Origin of the sequence: Enterococcus sp. AZ171 (assembly GCF_051714005.1) — a bacterium.
Lineage (GTDB): Bacteria > Bacillota > Bacilli > Lactobacillales > Enterococcaceae > Enterococcus_B > Enterococcus_B pernyi.
This window is the reverse complement of sequence record NZ_JBIORA010000001.1, coordinates 2314398-2331673: the sequence shown is the minus strand read 5'-3', so window position 1 is coordinate 2331673 and position 17276 is coordinate 2314398. Positions and strand designations below refer to the sequence as shown.

Here is a 17276-nt window from a genome sequence, read left to right as displayed (position 1 = left end):
TTTTATCAAAAAGAAAGAAGGAAAGAATATGGATAATCAAGCAGTAGGACGGAGAGTCTGGGAAGCCGTAGGTGGAGAAAAAAATGTCAATAGTTTAGTGCATTGTGCGACAAGATTACGTTTCAAATTGAAAGATGAATCGATTGCCGACACTCAGAAATTAAAAAATGATCCAGATGTCATCCAAGTCGTTCAAAGTGGCGGACAATACCAAGTCGTGATCGGCAGTAATGTGTCTGATGTCTATCAAGCAATTGTGGATGAACAAGGCTTGGGCGAAGGGGCAAGTTCAGAAAGTGAGGATACAAGTAAAAATCCTTTGAATCGCTTGATCGATATTATTTCAAGTATTTTCACCCCGTTCTTAGGTGCTATGGCAGCTGCTGGGATATTGAAAGGTTTCTTATCACTGGCGACAGTTCTCGGTTGGTTGGCAGCAGATAGTGGTACTTACCAAATCTTGTTTGCAGCAGCAGATGGAGTCTTTACTTTCCTACCAGTGATGTTGGCCTTTACAGCCGCAAAGAAATTCAAGACCAATCAATTTTTGTCCGTAGCAATCGCGATGGCATTAGTTTATCCAACAATCACGCAATTAGCAGGATCAGGTGTTGCAGTTGATTTCTTTGGTCTTCCAGTGATCTTATCTCAATCAGGCTATACTTCTTCTGTTATTCCAATCATCTTAGCGGTTTGGGTACAAAGTAAGTTTGAGCCACTTGTGAAGAAAGTTATTCCACAATTTTTACAAATGATTTTTGTGCCAATGATCGTCTTGTTAGTCATGGTGCCTTTGACTTTCTTAGTATTAGGGCCAATTGGAACCGTTATCGGTAATGCCTTAGGTGGGTTGTTCAATTCGATTTATAGCTTTAGTCCATTAGTTGCTGGGGTCATCATGGGTAGCATGTGGCAAGTATTAGTGATGTTTGGGATGCACTGGGGCTTTGTGCCAATCATCTTCTTGAATATCGAACAATATGGCTTTGATGTTTTGATGCCAATGCTTTTGCCAGCAATTTTGGCACAAGGTGGTGCAGCATTAGGTGTGGCTTTACGTACGAAAGATTCAAAATTACGCTCATTAGGGATCTCTTCAATGATCACTTCGTTCTTTGGAATCACTGAACCGACTGTTTACGGTGTGACTTTACCTTTGAAAAAACCATTTATCGTTGCCTGTATTTCCGGTGGGATCGGTGGAGGAATCATCGGGTTTGCTGGCGTAAAAGCATTCTCTAGTGGTTTGATCAGTTTACTGACCATCCCAACATTTATTAGTACCGATCCAGCGCTTGAATCAAGTGTAACTATGGCGATCATCGGTACAGCAGTTGCTTTTGTTCTTGGGTTTGTCGGTACTTACTTGATTGGTTTTGATGAAGAAGTTCAAGATGAAAAATTAGAAGCAACAGAAACAACCACAGGGGATACGATCAGCACAGCACGTCACAATTTGAAAAGTCCATTGACTGGAAAAGTCTTACCACTGACAGAAGTACCAGATAAAGTCTTCTCTTCTGGGGCAATGGGAAAAGGGATTGCGATTGATCCTGAGAAGGGGGAATTAGTTGCTCCGGCAGATGGCGAAATCACGACGATTTTCCCAACAGGTCATGCAGTAGGTTTGACAACCACAGATGGTGTAGAGATTTTGATGCATATCGGGATGGATACTGTCGAATTAAATGGTGAAGGATTTGCAACATTTGTCAAACAAGGAGACAAAGTAAAAGCAGGGGACTTGCTTGTCCGCTTTGATGTTGAGAAAATAAAAGCAGCAGGCTATAGCGTGATCACCCCTGTGGTCGTAACGAATACCGATCACTTTGCAGATGTGTTAGAACTTGATCAACAAGAAATTATTGCTAATGAAGATTTTCTGGCAATTGTAAAATAAAAGGAGGAAAACAAACATGACAGCACGATTCAAAAAAGACTTTTTATGGGGTGGCGCAACAGCCGCCAATCAATTAGAAGGTGCTTTCGACCGCGATGGGAAAGGCTTATCTGTCGCCGATGCAATGCCTGGTGGTAAACAACGTTTTGCAATCATCGGGAGTGAAGAATTTGATTGGACGATCGATGAGGAGAAATACCTTTATCCGAATCATCGTGGAATCGAACATTACGATCACTTCAAAGAAGATATTGCTTTATTTGCAGAAATGGGCTTTAAAAGTTATCGTTTCTCCATTGCTTGGACACGAATTTTCCCTCAAGGTGATGAGCAAACACCAAATGAAGCGGGCTTAGCTTTTTATGATGAACTGATCGATACGTGCTTGAGCTATGATATCGAGCCAGTCATTACGATTTCTCATTATGAAATGCCATTACATTTAGCAAAAGAATACGGTGGGTGGAAAAATCGTCAGTTGATAGAGTTTTATGAACGTTTTGCTCGTACAGTGTTAGAACGTTACAGCAGCAAAGTGAAATATTGGATGACATTCAATGAAATCAATTCAGCTTTCCATTTCCCAGCATTGAGTCAAGGATTGGTCAAAAGCAATGGCGCAAGTGACTACCAAAATATTTTCCAAGCATGGCATAATCAGTTTGTCGCTAGCAGTAAAGCGGTGAAGATCGCACATGATTTGCGTTCGGATATCCAAGTAGGCTGTATGATCATTTATGCAACGACCTATAGTATTGATGCAAATCCGATCAATCAAGTGGCTACATTGATCCAAAATCAAGAGTTCAACTTCTTCTGTACAGATGTGCAAGTTCGTGGCGAATATCCAGCCTATACAGCACGTACGTATAAGAAATATGGAGTTGACGCCGCAAAACTAGAACAAACAGAAGAAGATTTCCAATTATTAAAAGAGTATCCAGTAGATTATATCGGGTTTAGTTACTATATGTCATCAGCTATCGATGAAACCAATCCAGGTGCCGATACATCGAATGGAAACCTACTAGGCGGCGTGAAGAATCCATTCCTTGAAGCAAGTGAGTGGGGCTGGCAAATCGACCCTGAAGGATTGCGCGTGGCGTTGAATGAATTATATAACCGCTATGAAAAACCACTGTTTATTGTTGAAAATGGCTTGGGTGCGATCGATAAAGTGGAAGAAGATGGCTCAATCAATGATGATTATCGTATCGATTACTTGCGTCGTCATATCGAAGCAATGGCTGAGGCAGTTGCTGATGGGGTCGATTTGATGGGCTACACACCATGGGGCTGTATCGATTTAGTCAGCGCATCTACAGGGGAAATGAGTAAACGCTATGGATTTATTTATGTCGACCTTGATGATGAAGGAAATGGGACGTTAGCACGTACCAAGAAAAAATCTTTTGACTGGTACAAGGCAGTCATTAAAACGAACGGCGAAGAATTAGGATAAATAACGACTGGGCCATTTTTATAGAAAGGCCTTTCACCACAAAATTCCTTACAAATTTAATGATTATTTGAAATTTCTGATAAAATTCTCCTTGTTTTTATAATCGGTAATTATGTTATTAAAACAAGGATATAACAAAGGTACGAAAAAAGTAGGGTAATAAGCTTAGACGTTTTGTTATGTCTAAGCTTATTATTTGTACATAGGTAGACCAATTATCAATATTTCTATTCTTTTTTTTGTTTATTTATGTTATTCTTTTACTAACATAAAGGTGAAAGGTGAAGCTATGAAAAGAACGCGTGTTTTATATTTAGAAGTAGCAGACAAGATCAAAGAGGATATTTTTTCAGGAAAGTATCCGGTGGGGAGTATGTTACCGACTGAAAATGAGTTAGAAGAATTGTTCCAAGTGAGTAAAATCACTGTGCGAAAAGCCATCGAGTTATTAGCTACAGATGAATATGTTGAAAAGAAAAGTGGTCGGGGAACGACAGTATTAAGCAATCGTCCTTACAATCGTTTATCTAAAGCCGAAAGTTTTACTCAGATCTTAAAAGATTCCCAATATGAGGTTCGCAAAGAAACGATTGGTTTAGAAAAAATCAGTATCAAAAAAGATCATCCATTATATTCGATGTTTGGTTCAGCTGCGGTATGCTTCAAGCGTTTATACTATTTAAATGACCAACCATATATCTATTTTGTTCACTATTTACCAAAAGACATGAATAAAATGAAACAAAAAGAATTTGATAAAGAATCTTTGTACCGATTGCTCACACAGAATAATCACATTATCGACTCTTTTTCAGATGACTTTTCTGCCACGTTTTTAACAGATGAAGAAAAAGCACTATTAAAGACGACTTCAGAAATCGGGATCAAGCGTGTACGTCGATCAACGACGGAAGATCGAGAAGTGGTCGAGTATTCAGAGGCAATTTATCATACGGATCTACATCCTTATCATATCAACTACGAAACATAGACAATCGCAATGAGGTCGGGGCAGAAGTGTGTAACCTCGAGAAATAAGGCGTCATCCATGAAAATTGTTCTTCAAATTTTTGTGGATGGCGCCTTGTTTCTCGAAGAGGTTACTTCTGTTCACGCCGTTTATTCGGTTTCAGGAGGTGGGAGAGGCTGGGTGTCTCAGTCTCTTTTTGTCAGAATAATCATATATTTTAATGAAAATGTTTACATTATATCGTTGATATGTTATCTTTTATTTAAACATTATAATGTTTAAATGAGAGGGAGTAATAAATGGATAAATTTGTAGGGTTGATCGAACAAAAAATCATGCCTGTTGCGAATCGGATTGGTACACAGCGTCACATGACAGCGATTCGAAAAGGAATCATTGCGACAATGCCATTAACGATCGTTGGTTCATTTTTTACGATATTATTGAACATCCCGATTGCGTCGGTCGCAGCAGTCATTGAACCATATCGGGCAATTTTAGATATCCCATTTCGATATACAGTGGGGATCTTAGCTTTATATGCCACATTTGGGATTGCCTCTTCATTAGCAAAGAGCTATCGTTTAGATTCATTAACTGCTGGTATTTTAGCTTTGATGTCCTTTCTGATCGTAGCTGCGCCACCAACTCAAGTGTTGGAAGATCTTGAAGGGATAACCGCTGGACGCTATATCAATATTGCAAATCTTGGTTCAGGTTCTTTGTTTGGGGCAATCGTAACAGCGATTTTGACTGTAGAGATCTATCGTTTCTTTATTGAAAAGAAAATCACGATAAAAATGCCAGATGGTGTGCCGCCAGAAGTGACGAATTCTTTTGTCGCATTGATCCCAGGAGCAGTGATCTTGATTTTCTTTTGGGTCATCCGTCATTTGCTTGGCTTTGACTTGAATGGTTTCTTGAGTCAATTGTTGATGCCACTTAAAGGCGTGTTAGCAGGGAACAGTTTATTTGGTGGACTACTTACGGTTTTCTTGATTTGTTTCTTCTGGGTATTAGGGATTCATGGACCAGCTATCATGGGACCGGTGATTCGTCCGTTTTGGGATATCTCGATTGCTGAAAATATCGATGCATTCAATGCAGGAACCAATGCACATGATATGCCAAATATCTTTACAGAACAATTTTTACAATGGTTTGTCTGGATCGGTGGGGCAGGTACGACCCTTGCATTAGTCGTACTGTTCATGTTTTCCAAATCCAAGTATCTGAAAAGCTTAGGACGTCTGTCGATCCTTCCCGGTTTATTCAATATCAATGAACCAATGATTTTTGGTGCACCGATCGTCATGAACCCAGTATTAGGCATCCCATTTATTGTCGCACCCTTAGTAACGACAACAATTTCTTATGTCCTTACGGTAAGTGGTTTAGTGCCAATGATGGTGGCAAGGCTGCCTTTCGCGATACCAGCGCCATTTGCGGCTTGGATGAGTACCAATTGGAGTGTCGCTGCGGGTGTCTTAGTCGTGTTCAACTTCTTTATCACTTTGGCGATCTATTATCCATTCTTCAAAGTATTTGAGAAACAACAGTTGGCACAGGAGAAAGCAGAACAAGCAGAACAAGCCTCTGTCCAGATCACAGATGGTATCACGAACGAGTAAATAGAAAAGAAAGCAGGCGTTAATATGAAACGTTCACTAGGAATCTCTCTTTATCCTGATCATAGCAATCCGCAAGAAGATCGTGCCTATCTCGAAATGGCACATAAATATGGGTTTACTCGAATTTTTATGAGCATGTTAGAAGTGACTGAGGAAACAGAACAAATCAAACAGAAATTTCAACAATTGATCGAATATGCTTCATCACTTGGCTTTGAAACGATTTTAGATGTCGCACCATCGATTTTTGAACAGTTGAACATTTCTTATGATGACATGAGTTTTTTTCATGAACTAGGTGCAGATGGGATTCGTTTAGATTTAGGCTTTGATGGCAGAAAAGAAGCGCTACTGACTTACAATCCTTACCAGTTAGCAATTGAATTGAATATGAGTAATGATGTGGCCTATTTAGAAAATATTTTGAGCCACCAAGCGAATACCCCGTTTTTATACGGGTGTCATAATTTTTATCCTCAAGCAGGAACTGGACTTCCTTATGAATTTTTTGAAACGTGCAGTTGCCGATTTAAACGCCAAGGCATCCGTACCGCCGCTTTTATTACCTCTCAAACGGGAACAATCGGCCCTTGGGATGTAAACGATGGCTTACCAACATTGGAAATGCATCGCCAGTTAGGTGTCGTTCCAGCGGCTAAACATTTATTTGCGACTGATCTTATCGATGATGTCATTATCGGCAATGCGTATGCTTCAGAAGAAGAGTTGCAAGCGTTAGGTACAGTTGATCGATACCAAACTGTTTTTGCTATTGAGTTTCTTCCTCAGACCCATGAAGTCGAACGAGGAATCGTTTTGAACGAACAACACGTTCGCAGAGGAGATATTACGTCGCAAGTGATCCGTTCAACAGAAGTGAGAAAAACGTATCAAGCAGATGCTAATCCTCCTCATGACAATGAAGAAACGTTTCAAGTGGGTGATGTCGTCATTGGAAATGATTCTTTTGGGAAATACAAGAATGAGTTACAGATCGTATTAACGCCACATCAAGATCCAAGAAAAAATAAAGTGGGTGCCATTGTGGCGGATGAACAACTGTTACTATCCTTCGTCCACCCTTGGTCAAAATTCAAATTTAAAGAAAAGTAGGCGTTTGTCATGTTTGATTTAATTATAAGAAACAGTCAGGAGTTAGGCAAAGAACCTGTTGATATCGGTGTGAAGAACGGCAAGATCGTCTTGATCAGTAAGCATATCGAAGAATCTGGGAAACAAGAACTGGTACTTTCAGATGAACAGTATCTCTCCGCAGGGTGGATCGATGATCATGTCCATTGTTTTGAAGAAATGACATTATATTACGACTATCCCGATGAAATCGGTGTGGATAAAGGGGTAACCACGGTCATTGATGCTGGAACGACAGGTGCGGAGAACATCCATACATTTTATGAACATGCAAAGCAAGCAAAGACAAATGTTTTTGCTTTATTGAATATTTCAAAATGGGGGATTGTGGAACAAGATGAGTTGGCAGATTTATCAAAAATCCAAACAGATCTGGTTCATCAAAAACTAACAGAATTGCCTGATTTTATTGTAGGGCTAAAAGCTCGGATGAGTAAAACAGTCGTGGGTAAAAATGGGATTACGCCTTTAAAGTTAGCAAAAGAAATCCAAAAGCAAAATGCTGGATTAACATTAATGGTCCATATCGGTTCTGCGCCTCCACGTTTAGATGAAATTTTAGCGCATATGGGAAAGAATGATGTGATGACTCATTGCTTCAATGGAAAGCCTAATGGCATCATTGATCCAGCGACCAATGAAATCAAATCCTTCGTCAAAAAAGCCATTGCTGATGGTGTGGTGTTCGACATCGGACATGGGACTGATAGTTTCAATTTTGATGTGGCAGAAACTGCGCTCCATGCGGGAATCAAAGCCGATTCGATCAGCACAGATATCTATATCAGAAATCGTAAAAATGGTCCGGTATATGATTTAGCAACGACGATGGAGAAACTCTACGTTGTCGGTTATTCTTGGAAAGAAATCCTTGAAAAAGTGACCAGCGCACCAGCGAGACAGTTCAACCTAGCGACAAAAGGCAACATCAAAGAAGGCTTTGATGCAGACTTTACGATTTATAAGTTTCTCGATCAAGAAAAACAATTGATGGATTCGAATGGCAATACACGAACGACCACACAGCAAATCATCCCTGTAAGCGTTATTATTGGAGGTGTCAGTTATGACTGTGAATCATGAGAAATTTGGCTTGAATGAAGTGATCAATGCTTCTGGTCGAATGACGATCTTAGGCGTGTCCACCTTGAGCGAATCGGTGTTAGAAGCCCAGCGTTTTGGGGGCGAACATTTTTTTGAAATGGCTGAATTGATGAAGAAAACCGGTGCATACTTGGCAAAACAATTAGAAGTAGACGATGTTCAAATCGTTTCTTCCGCATCTGCTGGAATCGCTCAATCCGTTGCTGCGGTGATCGGTCAAGGATCGATGTACCATGTGCATCACCCTTATGACGAAACGATCAAACGCAGAGAAATCATTTTACCAAAAGGTCACAATGTCGATTACGGTGTGCCAGTGGAATTAATGATCCAACAAGGAGGTGGGCATGTCATTGAGGCAGGGTATGCCAACCAATGTACACCTGACCACATCGAGGCGATGATCACCGAGCAAACAGCAGGTATTTTGTACATCAAAAGTCATCATACCGTACAGAAAAGTATGTTGGATGTGGCAGAAGCGGTAAAAGTGGCTAATCACTACGAACTGCCTTTGATCGTTGATGCAGCAGCCGAAGAAGACTTACTGAAATATACCGCATTGGGCGCTGATCTAGTGATCTATTCAGGTGCCAAAGCGATTGAAGGTCCAAGTGCAGGGATGGTGATTGGTAAAGATCCGCTCGTTTCTTGGGTTCGTCTGCAATCACAAGGCATTGGTCGATCAATGAAGATCGGCAAAGAAAATGTTTTAGGCTTTGTCCAAGCAGTCGATGATTATTTGATACATGGTAGTGAATCAGGTGAATCGATGAAAAAAAGAGTTCAACCATTTGTCGAAGCACTGGAAAAGTTGCCAGGTATCAAGGCTAAAGTCGTCCAAGATCCAGCTGGGCGAGAAATCTATCGTGCCAGCATCCAAGTCGTTACAGGCTCTGCCAGGACGATCATCGAGCAGCTAAAAGCAAAAGCCCCAGTCATTTATACCAGAGAGTACCAAGCGAACAATGGGATCATTGAGTTCGATATTCGCTCAGTGACGCAAAAAGAGATGGAACAGATCATCCAACGTTTAAATGAAATCTTTCAACCAAAGGAGTAATCATGATGTCATTGACCCCAAATTATCTTGAAGATAGAATCTGTTTGAATGTGCTAGCCAATTCTGTCGAAAATGCAAAAGAATGTTATGAAGCAGCCGAAGGGCATATCCTACTAGGTGTTTTATCTAAAAATTATCCGAGTGATGATGCAGCTATCACAGACATGAAAAAATACCAAGAAGCAACAAATAACGCCTTATCGATCGGCTTAGGTGCCGGCGATCCAAAACAAAGCCAGATGGTGACTCGCTTGGCGAAAGTATTACAACCCCAACATGTCAACCAAGTTTTCACAGGTGTTGGCGCTTCTCGTGCGGACTTAGGACAGTCAGACACGATCGTCAATGGTTTAGTTTCTCCAACTGGAAAAGAAGGATACGTCAATCTTGCCACTGGTCCTTTAAGTAGCCAAGGCCCTGCTGCGATGGTACCGATCGAAACAGCTATTCGTTTGTTACAGGATATGGGTGGAAGCTCGATCAAATATTTTCCAATGAAGGGATTGGCGCATAAGAAAGAATATGAAGCTGTTGCAGCAGCTTGTGCAGCGTTTGATTTTTATTTAGAGCCAACAGGTGGAATCGATTTGACGAATTTTGAAGAAATCGTTCAGATCGCATTAGATGCAGGAGTCAAAAAAATCATCCCCCACGTCTATAGTTCGATCATTGATCCAGAGACAGGTGACACTCGACCACAGGAAGTCCGTCAGTTGTTGGAAATGATGAAAAAATTAGTGAAAACAGGTGAGTGACCATGAAAATCGGTGCATTTGGTGAAGTGATGTTGAGGCTGACACCTCCTGAATATCTGATGTTGGAACAAACACACACTTTGCGTATGGCTTATACTGGAACAGGTGTGAATCTAGTTGGTAATCTAGCACATTTTGGATTGGAAAGTTACTTGTTGACGGCACTACCAGCCAATCGTTTGGGAGATGCAGCGTTAGCTAATTTGAAGAGTTTAGGCATCAATACCTCCTATGTCATTCAAAAAGAACAACATATCGGTACTTATTTTGCTGAGATGGGCTATGGGATCAGACCAACAGAAATCACCTATCAAAATCGTAAAAACAGTTCTTTTGGCTTAGCTACAGTGGCTGATTATGCCATCGAGGACTTTATCGAAACAGTTGATTTAGTCCACATCTGTGGCATCAGTTTGAGTTTGAATGAGCATTCAGCGGAAGTGGCGCTTGCTGTAGCAAAAACAGCGCATAGGAAAGGAAAAAAAGTTTGTTTTGATTTTAATTTTCGTCCGAGTCTAAACCAAGAGCCAGATAAAAAAAGAGTGATGAAGGAACGTTATCAAGAAATACTGCCCTATTGCACGGTCATCTTTGGTTCTGTTCGTGATTTGTCTGAATTATTAGAGAGGCCGATCGACCTTTCCAGTCGTTCTGCCAAGATTCGTTCGTTCCAAGAATTTTTAAGTGATTACCAAATTGACTGGTTTGCTGGTACGACACGGCAATCAACCAGTGAAAAGAAACAACTAAGTGGCTATCTGATGACTTCGACAGAATGGATCGAAACAGAAGCTTATCCACTGGATAGTTTAGATCGTATCGGAGCAGGTGATGCCTTTGCTGCGGGGATTTTATTAGGCTATAGTGAGGAATGGTCATTGGATCGAACCGTCCAATTTGCTTTAGGTAATTCACGCTTAGCCCACACGATCCAAGGGGATGTGCCACTGACGACCAGAAAGCAAGTGGACCAATTATTGACGCATCCAACGATTGATTTAAATCGATAAAATAAGTTATACAAAAAAATGGGCGAAAAATGGTACAGTTTTTCGTAGCTTTTCAGATTCGCTTGACTCTCCATCTGGGAATCAGTATCATAAATGGCAGATAGAAACAGTCAAATAAAAAAGGCCCCCCAATTTTTAGTGGCAGCTAAAAATTGAGGGCTTGAGTAGTCAACGCATTGACCAATCAAGTTTGCCATAGTCAATGGAAACCATCGACCGAGTTCATTGTATCGAATCTTAAAAGAGATTGCTAGGTTTTTTGTCGATTAAATGAATAAAATGTATGGGCTTTTATTTACTGTGCCAAAAGAGGAGGGACAATCGTTCCCTCTTCTTTTTTTGTCCAACACGTATACCCAAGGACGATTGATCAGAAGTAAGATCGAAAGAATAAGTAATGATCCACAACATCGTTTATCGCTTTTTCCGAACCCTTATCAATGATCAAGGCAAGTCATGCGTACTGACCTCAGCCATGTTTTGACTGTTTTCTATCTTCTAACGGATCAGCCATTGAGAATTTGTTGATCGATACAAATAAAAATAACAAAAGAAATAAAATAGATTTCTTTCTTCAACAGAAGTCAAATGTTATTCGCAAGAAAGTCGAAAGAAAGAGAATATCACAAAGTAAGACCATACGTTTTTTTAGTTTTTAGTTATTTAAAAAATAGTATTAAAACATAATCTATTGAAATGCTATCCTAAGACAAAACACTATATATAGTGTTTTTTATTTTGCATAACACTAAAATACAACTAAATCTAGTCTTTTATTTTAAAAAAACAAGAGTAGAATAAAGGTAGATCGATTAGTAAGGATGTGTTTTTTTTGAAGTTGACTATTTTTTGTGGTTCACGTTTTGGACAAGATCAGAAGTATATTCTGTTAGCTGAAACGATTGGAAAATATATGGCAGAAAAACAAATTGAATTGGTTTATGGTGGCTCAGATTCGGGTATCATGGGTGTTTTTAGTCGCACGATCTTACAAAATGGCGGACAAGTAACAGGGATTTATCCAGTCGGGCTGTTTTCTGAAGAATTACCAAAAACAGATGTGACGACGTTTATACCAACAGACACGATCGATAAACGTAAGGAACTATTATTCGAAAAAGGGGAAGCAGTGCTGGTTTTTCCTGGAGGACTAGGTACACTTGAAGAATTTTCGCAGCTACTCTCCTGGATGGCGATCGGCTTGGTACCAGAAAAACCAATTGGTATCCTTGATGTTCATGGGTATTATTCAGGATTGAAAGAATTGATTAGGAATTTTGCAAGAGAAGGATTTATGGCTGAGAAATGGCTCAATCATCTTTATTTTTCAAATGATCCTTTTGAGCTGATCGATCAATTATGTGCAACAGAAAAACAAACGAAATCAATGATGCAGGAGATTAAATAATGAGTTATATTTATTTAGCAGGACCTTTCTTTTCAGACGAACAAATCGAGCGGATTGCTCAGGTTGAAACGGCATTGACTGCCAATCCAACGGTGGATAGTTTCTACTCACCAAGACACCATCAACACAGTAATTATGAGATGTTTAGTAGCGGATGGGCGCAAGAAGTCTACGAGAGAGACATGAAAGAACTTGCCTCGGCAGAACAAGTTGTAGCAATCCTAGACTTTGAACATCAGACGATCGATCCTGGCACTGCCTATGAATTAGGCGTCGCCACGATGATGGACAAACCGATCATCATTTTTCAAGAAGAAACGGTACCTACTAATTTGATGATCACCCAAAGTTTACATTCATATGTAAAAACGTTCGAAGCGATCCAAGCATATGATTTTAAGATGTTACCCAAAAGTGCTTATAAAGGCGAATATTTATAGAATGAGAAGGGATTAGATGTCAGTGATATTGATTTCAGGAACAATTGGCGCAGGAAAGAGTAGTTTGACCGATATGCTTGCCAAAAAGATTGATTCAACACCATTTTATGAAAATGTAGAGGACAACGAGGTACTACCTTTGTTTTACTCTAATCCAGAGCAATATGCGTTTTTATTACAAATCTTTTTTTTGAATAAACGATTTTTAGCTATGAAAAATGCACTGAACCATGATGATAACGTATTGGACCGTTCAATTTATGAAGACAGTTTATTGTTTCATCTAAATGCTGATTTAGGTCGTGTGTCAGATATTGAAGTCCAACAATACGATAACCTCTTAGATACGATGCTTCATGAATTAGATGATGTTGCACCTAAAAAAAGACCCGATCTACTCGTGCATATCAAAGTCTCTCTTGATACGATGTTGGCACGAATCAAAAAACGTGGACGAGACTATGAACAATTGGATAGTGATGAAACGCTCTATCAGTATTACCGCTCGTTAAATGAACGATATGATCAATGGTACGAAGACTTTGATGTTTGTCCAAAAATCCAAATAGATGGTGATGCCTTTGATTTTGTTGAAAGACCTGAAGATGCACAAGTCGTGATTGAGCAGATTCAAGCAAAATTGGCTGAATTAGAAGAACAGCAGTCTGGAAGTTATTATACTGACAATCAACATGCTAAAGGGCAGCAATTAGATTCGTTTGGTGCTATGTAAGGCGAGACAAAAGCAAAATTCACTGATTGTTTTCAACCTGTAACTGAATAAACGATGGAGATAGAAGTTCTCTCTTAAAAAAATAAGGCAACAACTACAAAAAGTGGAAGAATGATTTTTGTAGTTGTCGCCTTATTTTTAGAGACTAAACATTTCTGTTCCGCGCTCTTTTTTTGTATTTTTAACTATTTGTTTCTTTGTTCGACTCTTCTCGGCTTGTAAAAAACTCAAAAGGTTGATTCGAACCCTCGATCATTTTATGGCAATGGTCACAAAAATTGGCTCTTCCTTGGTCGTTGATCTCTGTGTGTACATTTTGATTCGTCGTACAGGTACAGTAATCTTGAGTATTTGCTGTCTGCATATTCTTTCTCCTTAGTATATCAAGTGCTTCTTTACTATAGCAGAAACACAGGATAGAAACAAAATTAATTAAGAAAACTTAGAATTTTTAGTGATGAGCATGTATCAGAAAATTGACTCATCATTGTGAGCTTTCATAGTGAAAAACGGCTAAAAGATGCACGATCTAATGAAAAGAAACATGAGTGGGAAAGCATATTTTAAAACTGAATAAACGTCGAAATAGCAGTAACCGCTTCGAAAAATAAGGCACCATCCACAAAAATTAGGAAAACAATTTTCTTGGATGACGCCTTATTTTTCGAGATGAAACATTTCTGTCTCGACTGCTACTTTTATGTTATGCACTCAAACTATAACGTATAGATATTACCTTCATCATCTTCTATACGAAAATTACCGATTTTTCTAAAATGAAAAGTCTGAGTCGAACCGTCTTTTTTACCAACGATCGTATACTCCTCATTTTCAGTTGTGATCTTGACATCGGTTAACACGATTTTATCTGGAGACGTGCTTGCTGTATCAGTTTCAGACTCAGCATATGTTCGTGTCCATTCCATCGTGTCGTCTTTAAATTTGATCTCTGCATTGGCAAGGTCCATGTTTTTTCGGACCTTCAGTGTATAGGTGCTATTTGTTATATCAGATTTATCCGCCTGAAAAGTGGTCGTATTCGTTGTTTCTTCCGTTGAGTGATTTGATTGATTACAGCCAGAAAAAGCGAATAAGGCAAAAATCAACGTAAAGTAAATCAATGTTTTTTTCAAAATAATGCCCCCAGTAGATTGGATAAAGTGATTATACCATTGAATCCAGCAACATGAAATAAATGGCTACAAAAAGTAAGTTTTTGAAGCGATTGATGTTTTAGAGTGGTTCCAGGAGAAGTTTGCTAGGAAGTAAAGTAAACATTTTTAGTCTTATTGGTTCGATTTTATTATTTATCCTAATTGGTCTAGTCTTTTTTGGGAAAACGGTTTATAATAATGGTTGTAAGCGGAGAAAACGTTTGCTGTATTGAGATGTGCGACATAAAAAAACATAAATGAAAAGAATCAACGAGGTGCAAAAATGACAACATATCAATTTCCAGAAAAATTTTGGTGGGGTTCTGCAGCAAGTGGACCACAAACAGAAGGTCGGGTACCTGGCGATCATAAAGGAGACAATATTTTCGATTATTGGTTTTCCAAAGAGCCAGAAAAATTCTTTGATCAAGTCGGTCCGGAAAAAGCGTCGCAAGTCTATACAAAATATAAAGAAGACGTTCAGTTGATGAAACAAACTGGACATAATTCATTTCGGACATCTATTCAATGGAGTCGCTTGATTCCAGATGAAACAGGTGCAGTCAATCCCCAAGCAGTCGCATTTTATAATAGTTATTTTGATGAACTGATTGCACATGGTATTGAGCCATTTGTTAACTTGTATCATTTCGATATGCCGATGTACCTTCAAGAAAAAGGTGGTTGGTTCGCCCGTGAAACTGTCGAAGCTTATGAAACGTATGCCAAAACTTGTTTTGAATTATTTGGAACGAAGGTAAAAAAATGGTTCACGCATAATGAACCAATCGTTCCTGTCGAAGCTGGTTATTTATATCGTTGGCATTATCCTGAAGAGTCGGATATGAAAAAAGCAGTTCAAGTTGGCTATCACGAGGCATTATCTTCTGCGTTAGCTATCAAAGCCTATCATGAAACAAAACAAGACGGTAAAATCGGGATCATCTTAAATTTAACACCTAGTTATCCAAGAAATGAGAACAATCCTGCCGATGTGAAAGCTGCGCAAATCGCCGATGCCTTTTTCAATCGCTCATTTTTAGATCCCGCTGTTAAAGGAGAATTTCCACAAGAATTGATCGAGATCGTAACTGAGCTAGAGATTCTTCCGGACATGCAGGAAGAAGATCTAGCAATTATCAAAAATAATACGGTGGATCTTTTAGGAATCAATTATTATCAGCCACGCCGTGTCAAAGCTAAAGAAACAGCAATCGATACAACAAATGGCCCAATGCCCGAAGATTACTTTGATAACTATGAAATGCCAGGACGTAAAATGAATCCTTATCGTGGGTGGGAGATTTATGAAAAAGGTATTTACGATATCTTGATCAATGTTCGAGACAACTACGGCAACATCGACTGTTTTATCTCAGAAAACGGTATGGGTGTTGAAAATGAAGCCCGCTTTATTGAAGCTGACGGAATGATCCATGATGATTATCGCATCGAATTTGTCCAAGAACACTTAAAATATGTGCATCAAGCAATCGAAGAAGGTGCGAACTGCTTAGGCTATCACATGTGGACGTGTATGGATAACTGGTCATGGACGAATGCGTATAAAAATCGCTATGGCTTTATTTCAGTCGATCTAGCTGATGGCAAACGGACGATCAAAAAATCTGGCTACTGGTTCAAAGAAGTAGCTGATACAAATAGTTTTTCTTTTTGATTAGAAATTTGTTCTTTTTTGAAATTTTTTAATTTAAAAAATGATCCCGAGATTCACAATGATCTCGGGATTTTCACTTTCCTACATCATCGATATGCGTTATTTTTTATCTTTTTCTTTAATTTCTTCGCTTAAAGTTTCATTTTTTGTATATAATAGATTAGGTAAATTTGAATGGGAGTGGAAGAAGGTATGCGAAAAAAAAGGCCTTTTCTTCTCTTTTGGTTAATTGGCTTTTTTATAATACTTATGTTATCCGCAGTATTTTCTGGTAAAATGACCGCTGATCTTGCGCACAAAGAACCAGAAACAACCATTGCAAATAAAGCTTCAGTAGATGAATTCAAAAAAGAATTTTCAACCTATTGGTGGGCGGACTACGAAGTTGTAGCGAACTATGAAAAGGGAGAATTAGAGATTTATCTGCCAAAAGACAAGGAAAAAAATCAATTCATCAATGTCAATGATGTATTAAGTGCCATTTCAATCAGGCAAGTCCAACACGGGGACAAGCACTTGAGCGTGCTGCTTTTGACCGAAGATAAACAGAAAGTCGCACGGTTAAAAAATGGAAAGGTATCTTCTAGTTATTCTGAAAAAGTAGACCCAGAGATGGTCAATCAACGCTTGACTGAATGGCGGAAGACGACAGAAGAAATCCAAGAAATAACTGAAACCACCACCTCTTCATCCGAAGAGACGTCCAATACGACTAATTCTAGTGTAGTAACTGGACCGTAACAGCAACAAGCGCATAAACAAGTGAAAAAAGTTCAAATTTTCTAACATAAAAATATTGAGATCAGCTAGTTGAAG

Annotated in this window: 16 protein-coding genes; 14 read left to right on the top strand and 2 right to left on the bottom strand. The window is 39.1% G+C overall.

Features of this window, described 5'->3' with window-relative positions; all coding sequences use genetic code 11:
* Positions 1–28: 28 nt before the first annotated feature.
* The 12 genes from IGJ49_RS11295 to IGJ49_RS11240 all read left to right on the top strand — a co-directional run bounded on the left by IGJ49_RS11295 (position 29) and on the right by IGJ49_RS11240 (position 13628).
* A complete protein-coding gene (locus IGJ49_RS11295; protein WP_438723463.1) occupies positions 29–1900 on the top strand; it encodes a beta-glucoside-specific PTS transporter subunit IIABC in 1872 nt (623 codons plus the stop codon).
* 16 nt (positions 1901–1916) lie between these two features.
* On the top strand, positions 1917–3362 hold the full coding sequence (locus IGJ49_RS11290) for a glycoside hydrolase family 1 protein (RefSeq protein WP_438723461.1): 1446 nt from the start codon (positions 1917–1919) through the stop codon (positions 3360–3362).
* 289 nt (positions 3363–3651) lie between these two features.
* Entirely contained in the window at positions 3652–4353 is a 702-nt protein-coding gene (locus IGJ49_RS11285) for a GntR family transcriptional regulator (RefSeq protein WP_010734698.1), read from the top strand.
* Between the two features lie 278 nt (positions 4354–4631).
* Positions 4632–5963, top strand: coding sequence for a PTS sugar transporter subunit IIC (locus IGJ49_RS11280; RefSeq protein WP_224434175.1), 1332 nt, complete (start codon positions 4632–4634; stop codon positions 5961–5963).
* A 24-nt stretch (positions 5964–5987) separates the two neighbouring features.
* Positions 5988–7076: a DUF871 domain-containing protein gene (locus IGJ49_RS11275; protein WP_010734700.1), complete on the top strand. Its 1089-nt coding sequence runs from the start codon at positions 5988–5990 to the stop codon at positions 7074–7076.
* A gap of 9 nt (positions 7077–7085) precedes the next feature.
* Positions 7086–8198 (top strand): amidohydrolase/deacetylase family metallohydrolase, encoded by a 1113-nt coding sequence (locus IGJ49_RS11270; RefSeq protein ID WP_010734701.1) that lies wholly within the window; start codon positions 7086–7088, stop codon positions 8196–8198.
* The gene (locus IGJ49_RS11265) at positions 8182–9282 is read left to right on the top strand and encodes a DgaE family pyridoxal phosphate-dependent ammonia lyase (RefSeq protein WP_349520467.1); all 1101 of its coding nucleotides are present in this window, start codon (positions 8182–8184) and stop codon (positions 9280–9282) included. Before IGJ49_RS11270 ends, IGJ49_RS11265 begins: the two co-directional genes overlap by 17 nt.
* A gap of 5 nt (positions 9283–9287) precedes the next feature.
* Positions 9288–10037: a 2-dehydro-3-deoxy-phosphogluconate aldolase gene (dagF, locus tag IGJ49_RS11260; RefSeq protein WP_438723457.1), complete on the top strand. Its 750-nt coding sequence runs from the start codon at positions 9288–9290 to the stop codon at positions 10035–10037.
* Positions 10038–10039: 2 nt separating this feature from the next.
* The gene (locus IGJ49_RS11255) at positions 10040–11047 is read left to right on the top strand and encodes a sugar kinase (RefSeq protein WP_010734704.1); all 1008 of its coding nucleotides are present in this window, start codon (positions 10040–10042) and stop codon (positions 11045–11047) included.
* An 832-nt stretch (positions 11048–11879) separates the two neighbouring features.
* Positions 11880–12455: a TIGR00730 family Rossman fold protein gene (locus tag IGJ49_RS11250; protein ID WP_438723456.1), complete on the top strand. Its 576-nt coding sequence runs from the start codon at positions 11880–11882 to the stop codon at positions 12453–12455.
* On the top strand, positions 12455–12895 hold the full coding sequence (locus IGJ49_RS11245; protein WP_010734706.1) for a nucleoside 2-deoxyribosyltransferase: 441 nt from the start codon (positions 12455–12457) through the stop codon (positions 12893–12895). Before IGJ49_RS11250 ends, IGJ49_RS11245 begins: the two co-directional genes overlap by 1 nt.
* Positions 12896–12911: 16 nt before the next feature.
* The gene (locus tag IGJ49_RS11240) at positions 12912–13628 is read left to right on the top strand and encodes a deoxynucleoside kinase (protein WP_224434173.1); all 717 of its coding nucleotides are present in this window, start codon (positions 12912–12914) and stop codon (positions 13626–13628) included.
* A gap of 181 nt (positions 13629–13809) precedes the next feature.
* Here the strand turns inward: IGJ49_RS11240 and IGJ49_RS11235 are convergent, their stop codons facing one another.
* Positions 13810–13992 (bottom strand): hypothetical protein, encoded by a 183-nt coding sequence (locus IGJ49_RS11235; protein WP_010734708.1) that lies wholly within the window; start codon positions 13990–13992, stop codon positions 13810–13812.
* Between the two features lie 352 nt (positions 13993–14344).
* Positions 14345–14761: a hypothetical protein gene (locus IGJ49_RS11230; RefSeq protein WP_153830176.1), complete on the bottom strand. Its 417-nt coding sequence runs from the start codon at positions 14759–14761 to the stop codon at positions 14345–14347.
* A gap of 304 nt (positions 14762–15065) precedes the next feature.
* Here IGJ49_RS11230 and IGJ49_RS11225 point away from each other — a divergent pair, with 304 nt between their 5' ends.
* Positions 15066–16460 carry a glycoside hydrolase family 1 protein gene (locus IGJ49_RS11225; RefSeq protein WP_224434172.1) on the top strand — a complete coding sequence of 465 codons (1395 nt, stop codon included), beginning with the start codon at positions 15066–15068 and terminating at the stop codon, positions 16458–16460.
* 192 nt (positions 16461–16652) lie between these two features.
* On the top strand, positions 16653–17201 hold the full coding sequence (locus IGJ49_RS11220; protein ID WP_080674330.1) for a hypothetical protein: 549 nt from the start codon (positions 16653–16655) through the stop codon (positions 17199–17201).
* Positions 17202–17276 lie beyond the last annotated feature (75 nt).

Bases quoted from the DNA above. Each gene is read 5' to 3' on its own strand.
- IGJ49_RS11255 (WP_010734704.1), top strand. From the start codon at position 10,040: ATGAAAATCGGTGCATTTGGTGAAGTGATGTTGAGGCTGACACCTCCT.
- IGJ49_RS11290 (WP_438723461.1), top strand. From the start codon at position 1,917: ATGACAGCACGATTCAAAAAAGACTTTTTATGGGGTGGCGCAACAGCC.
- IGJ49_RS11225 (WP_224434172.1), top strand. From the start codon at position 15,066: ATGACAACATATCAATTTCCAGAAAAATTTTGGTGGGGTTCTGCAGCA.
- IGJ49_RS11235 (WP_010734708.1), bottom strand. From the start codon at position 13,992: ATGCAGACAGCAAATACTCAAGATTACTGTACCTGTACGACGAATCAA.
- IGJ49_RS11265 (WP_349520467.1), top strand. From the start codon at position 8,182: ATGACTGTGAATCATGAGAAATTTGGCTTGAATGAAGTGATCAATGCT.
- IGJ49_RS11295 (WP_438723463.1), top strand. From the start codon at position 29: ATGGATAATCAAGCAGTAGGACGGAGAGTCTGGGAAGCCGTAGGTGGA.
- IGJ49_RS11220 (WP_080674330.1), top strand. From the start codon at position 16,653: ATGCGAAAAAAAAGGCCTTTTCTTCTCTTTTGGTTAATTGGCTTTTTT.
- dagF (WP_438723457.1), top strand. From the start codon at position 9,288: ATGTCATTGACCCCAAATTATCTTGAAGATAGAATCTGTTTGAATGTG.
- IGJ49_RS11270 (WP_010734701.1), top strand. From the start codon at position 7,086: ATGTTTGATTTAATTATAAGAAACAGTCAGGAGTTAGGCAAAGAACCT.
- IGJ49_RS11280 (WP_224434175.1), top strand. From the start codon at position 4,632: ATGGATAAATTTGTAGGGTTGATCGAACAAAAAATCATGCCTGTTGCG.
- IGJ49_RS11240 (WP_224434173.1), top strand. From the start codon at position 12,912: ATGTCAGTGATATTGATTTCAGGAACAATTGGCGCAGGAAAGAGTAGT.
- IGJ49_RS11275 (WP_010734700.1), top strand. From the start codon at position 5,988: ATGAAACGTTCACTAGGAATCTCTCTTTATCCTGATCATAGCAATCCG.
- IGJ49_RS11245 (WP_010734706.1), top strand. From the start codon at position 12,455: ATGAGTTATATTTATTTAGCAGGACCTTTCTTTTCAGACGAACAAATC.
- IGJ49_RS11285 (WP_010734698.1), top strand. From the start codon at position 3,652: ATGAAAAGAACGCGTGTTTTATATTTAGAAGTAGCAGACAAGATCAAA.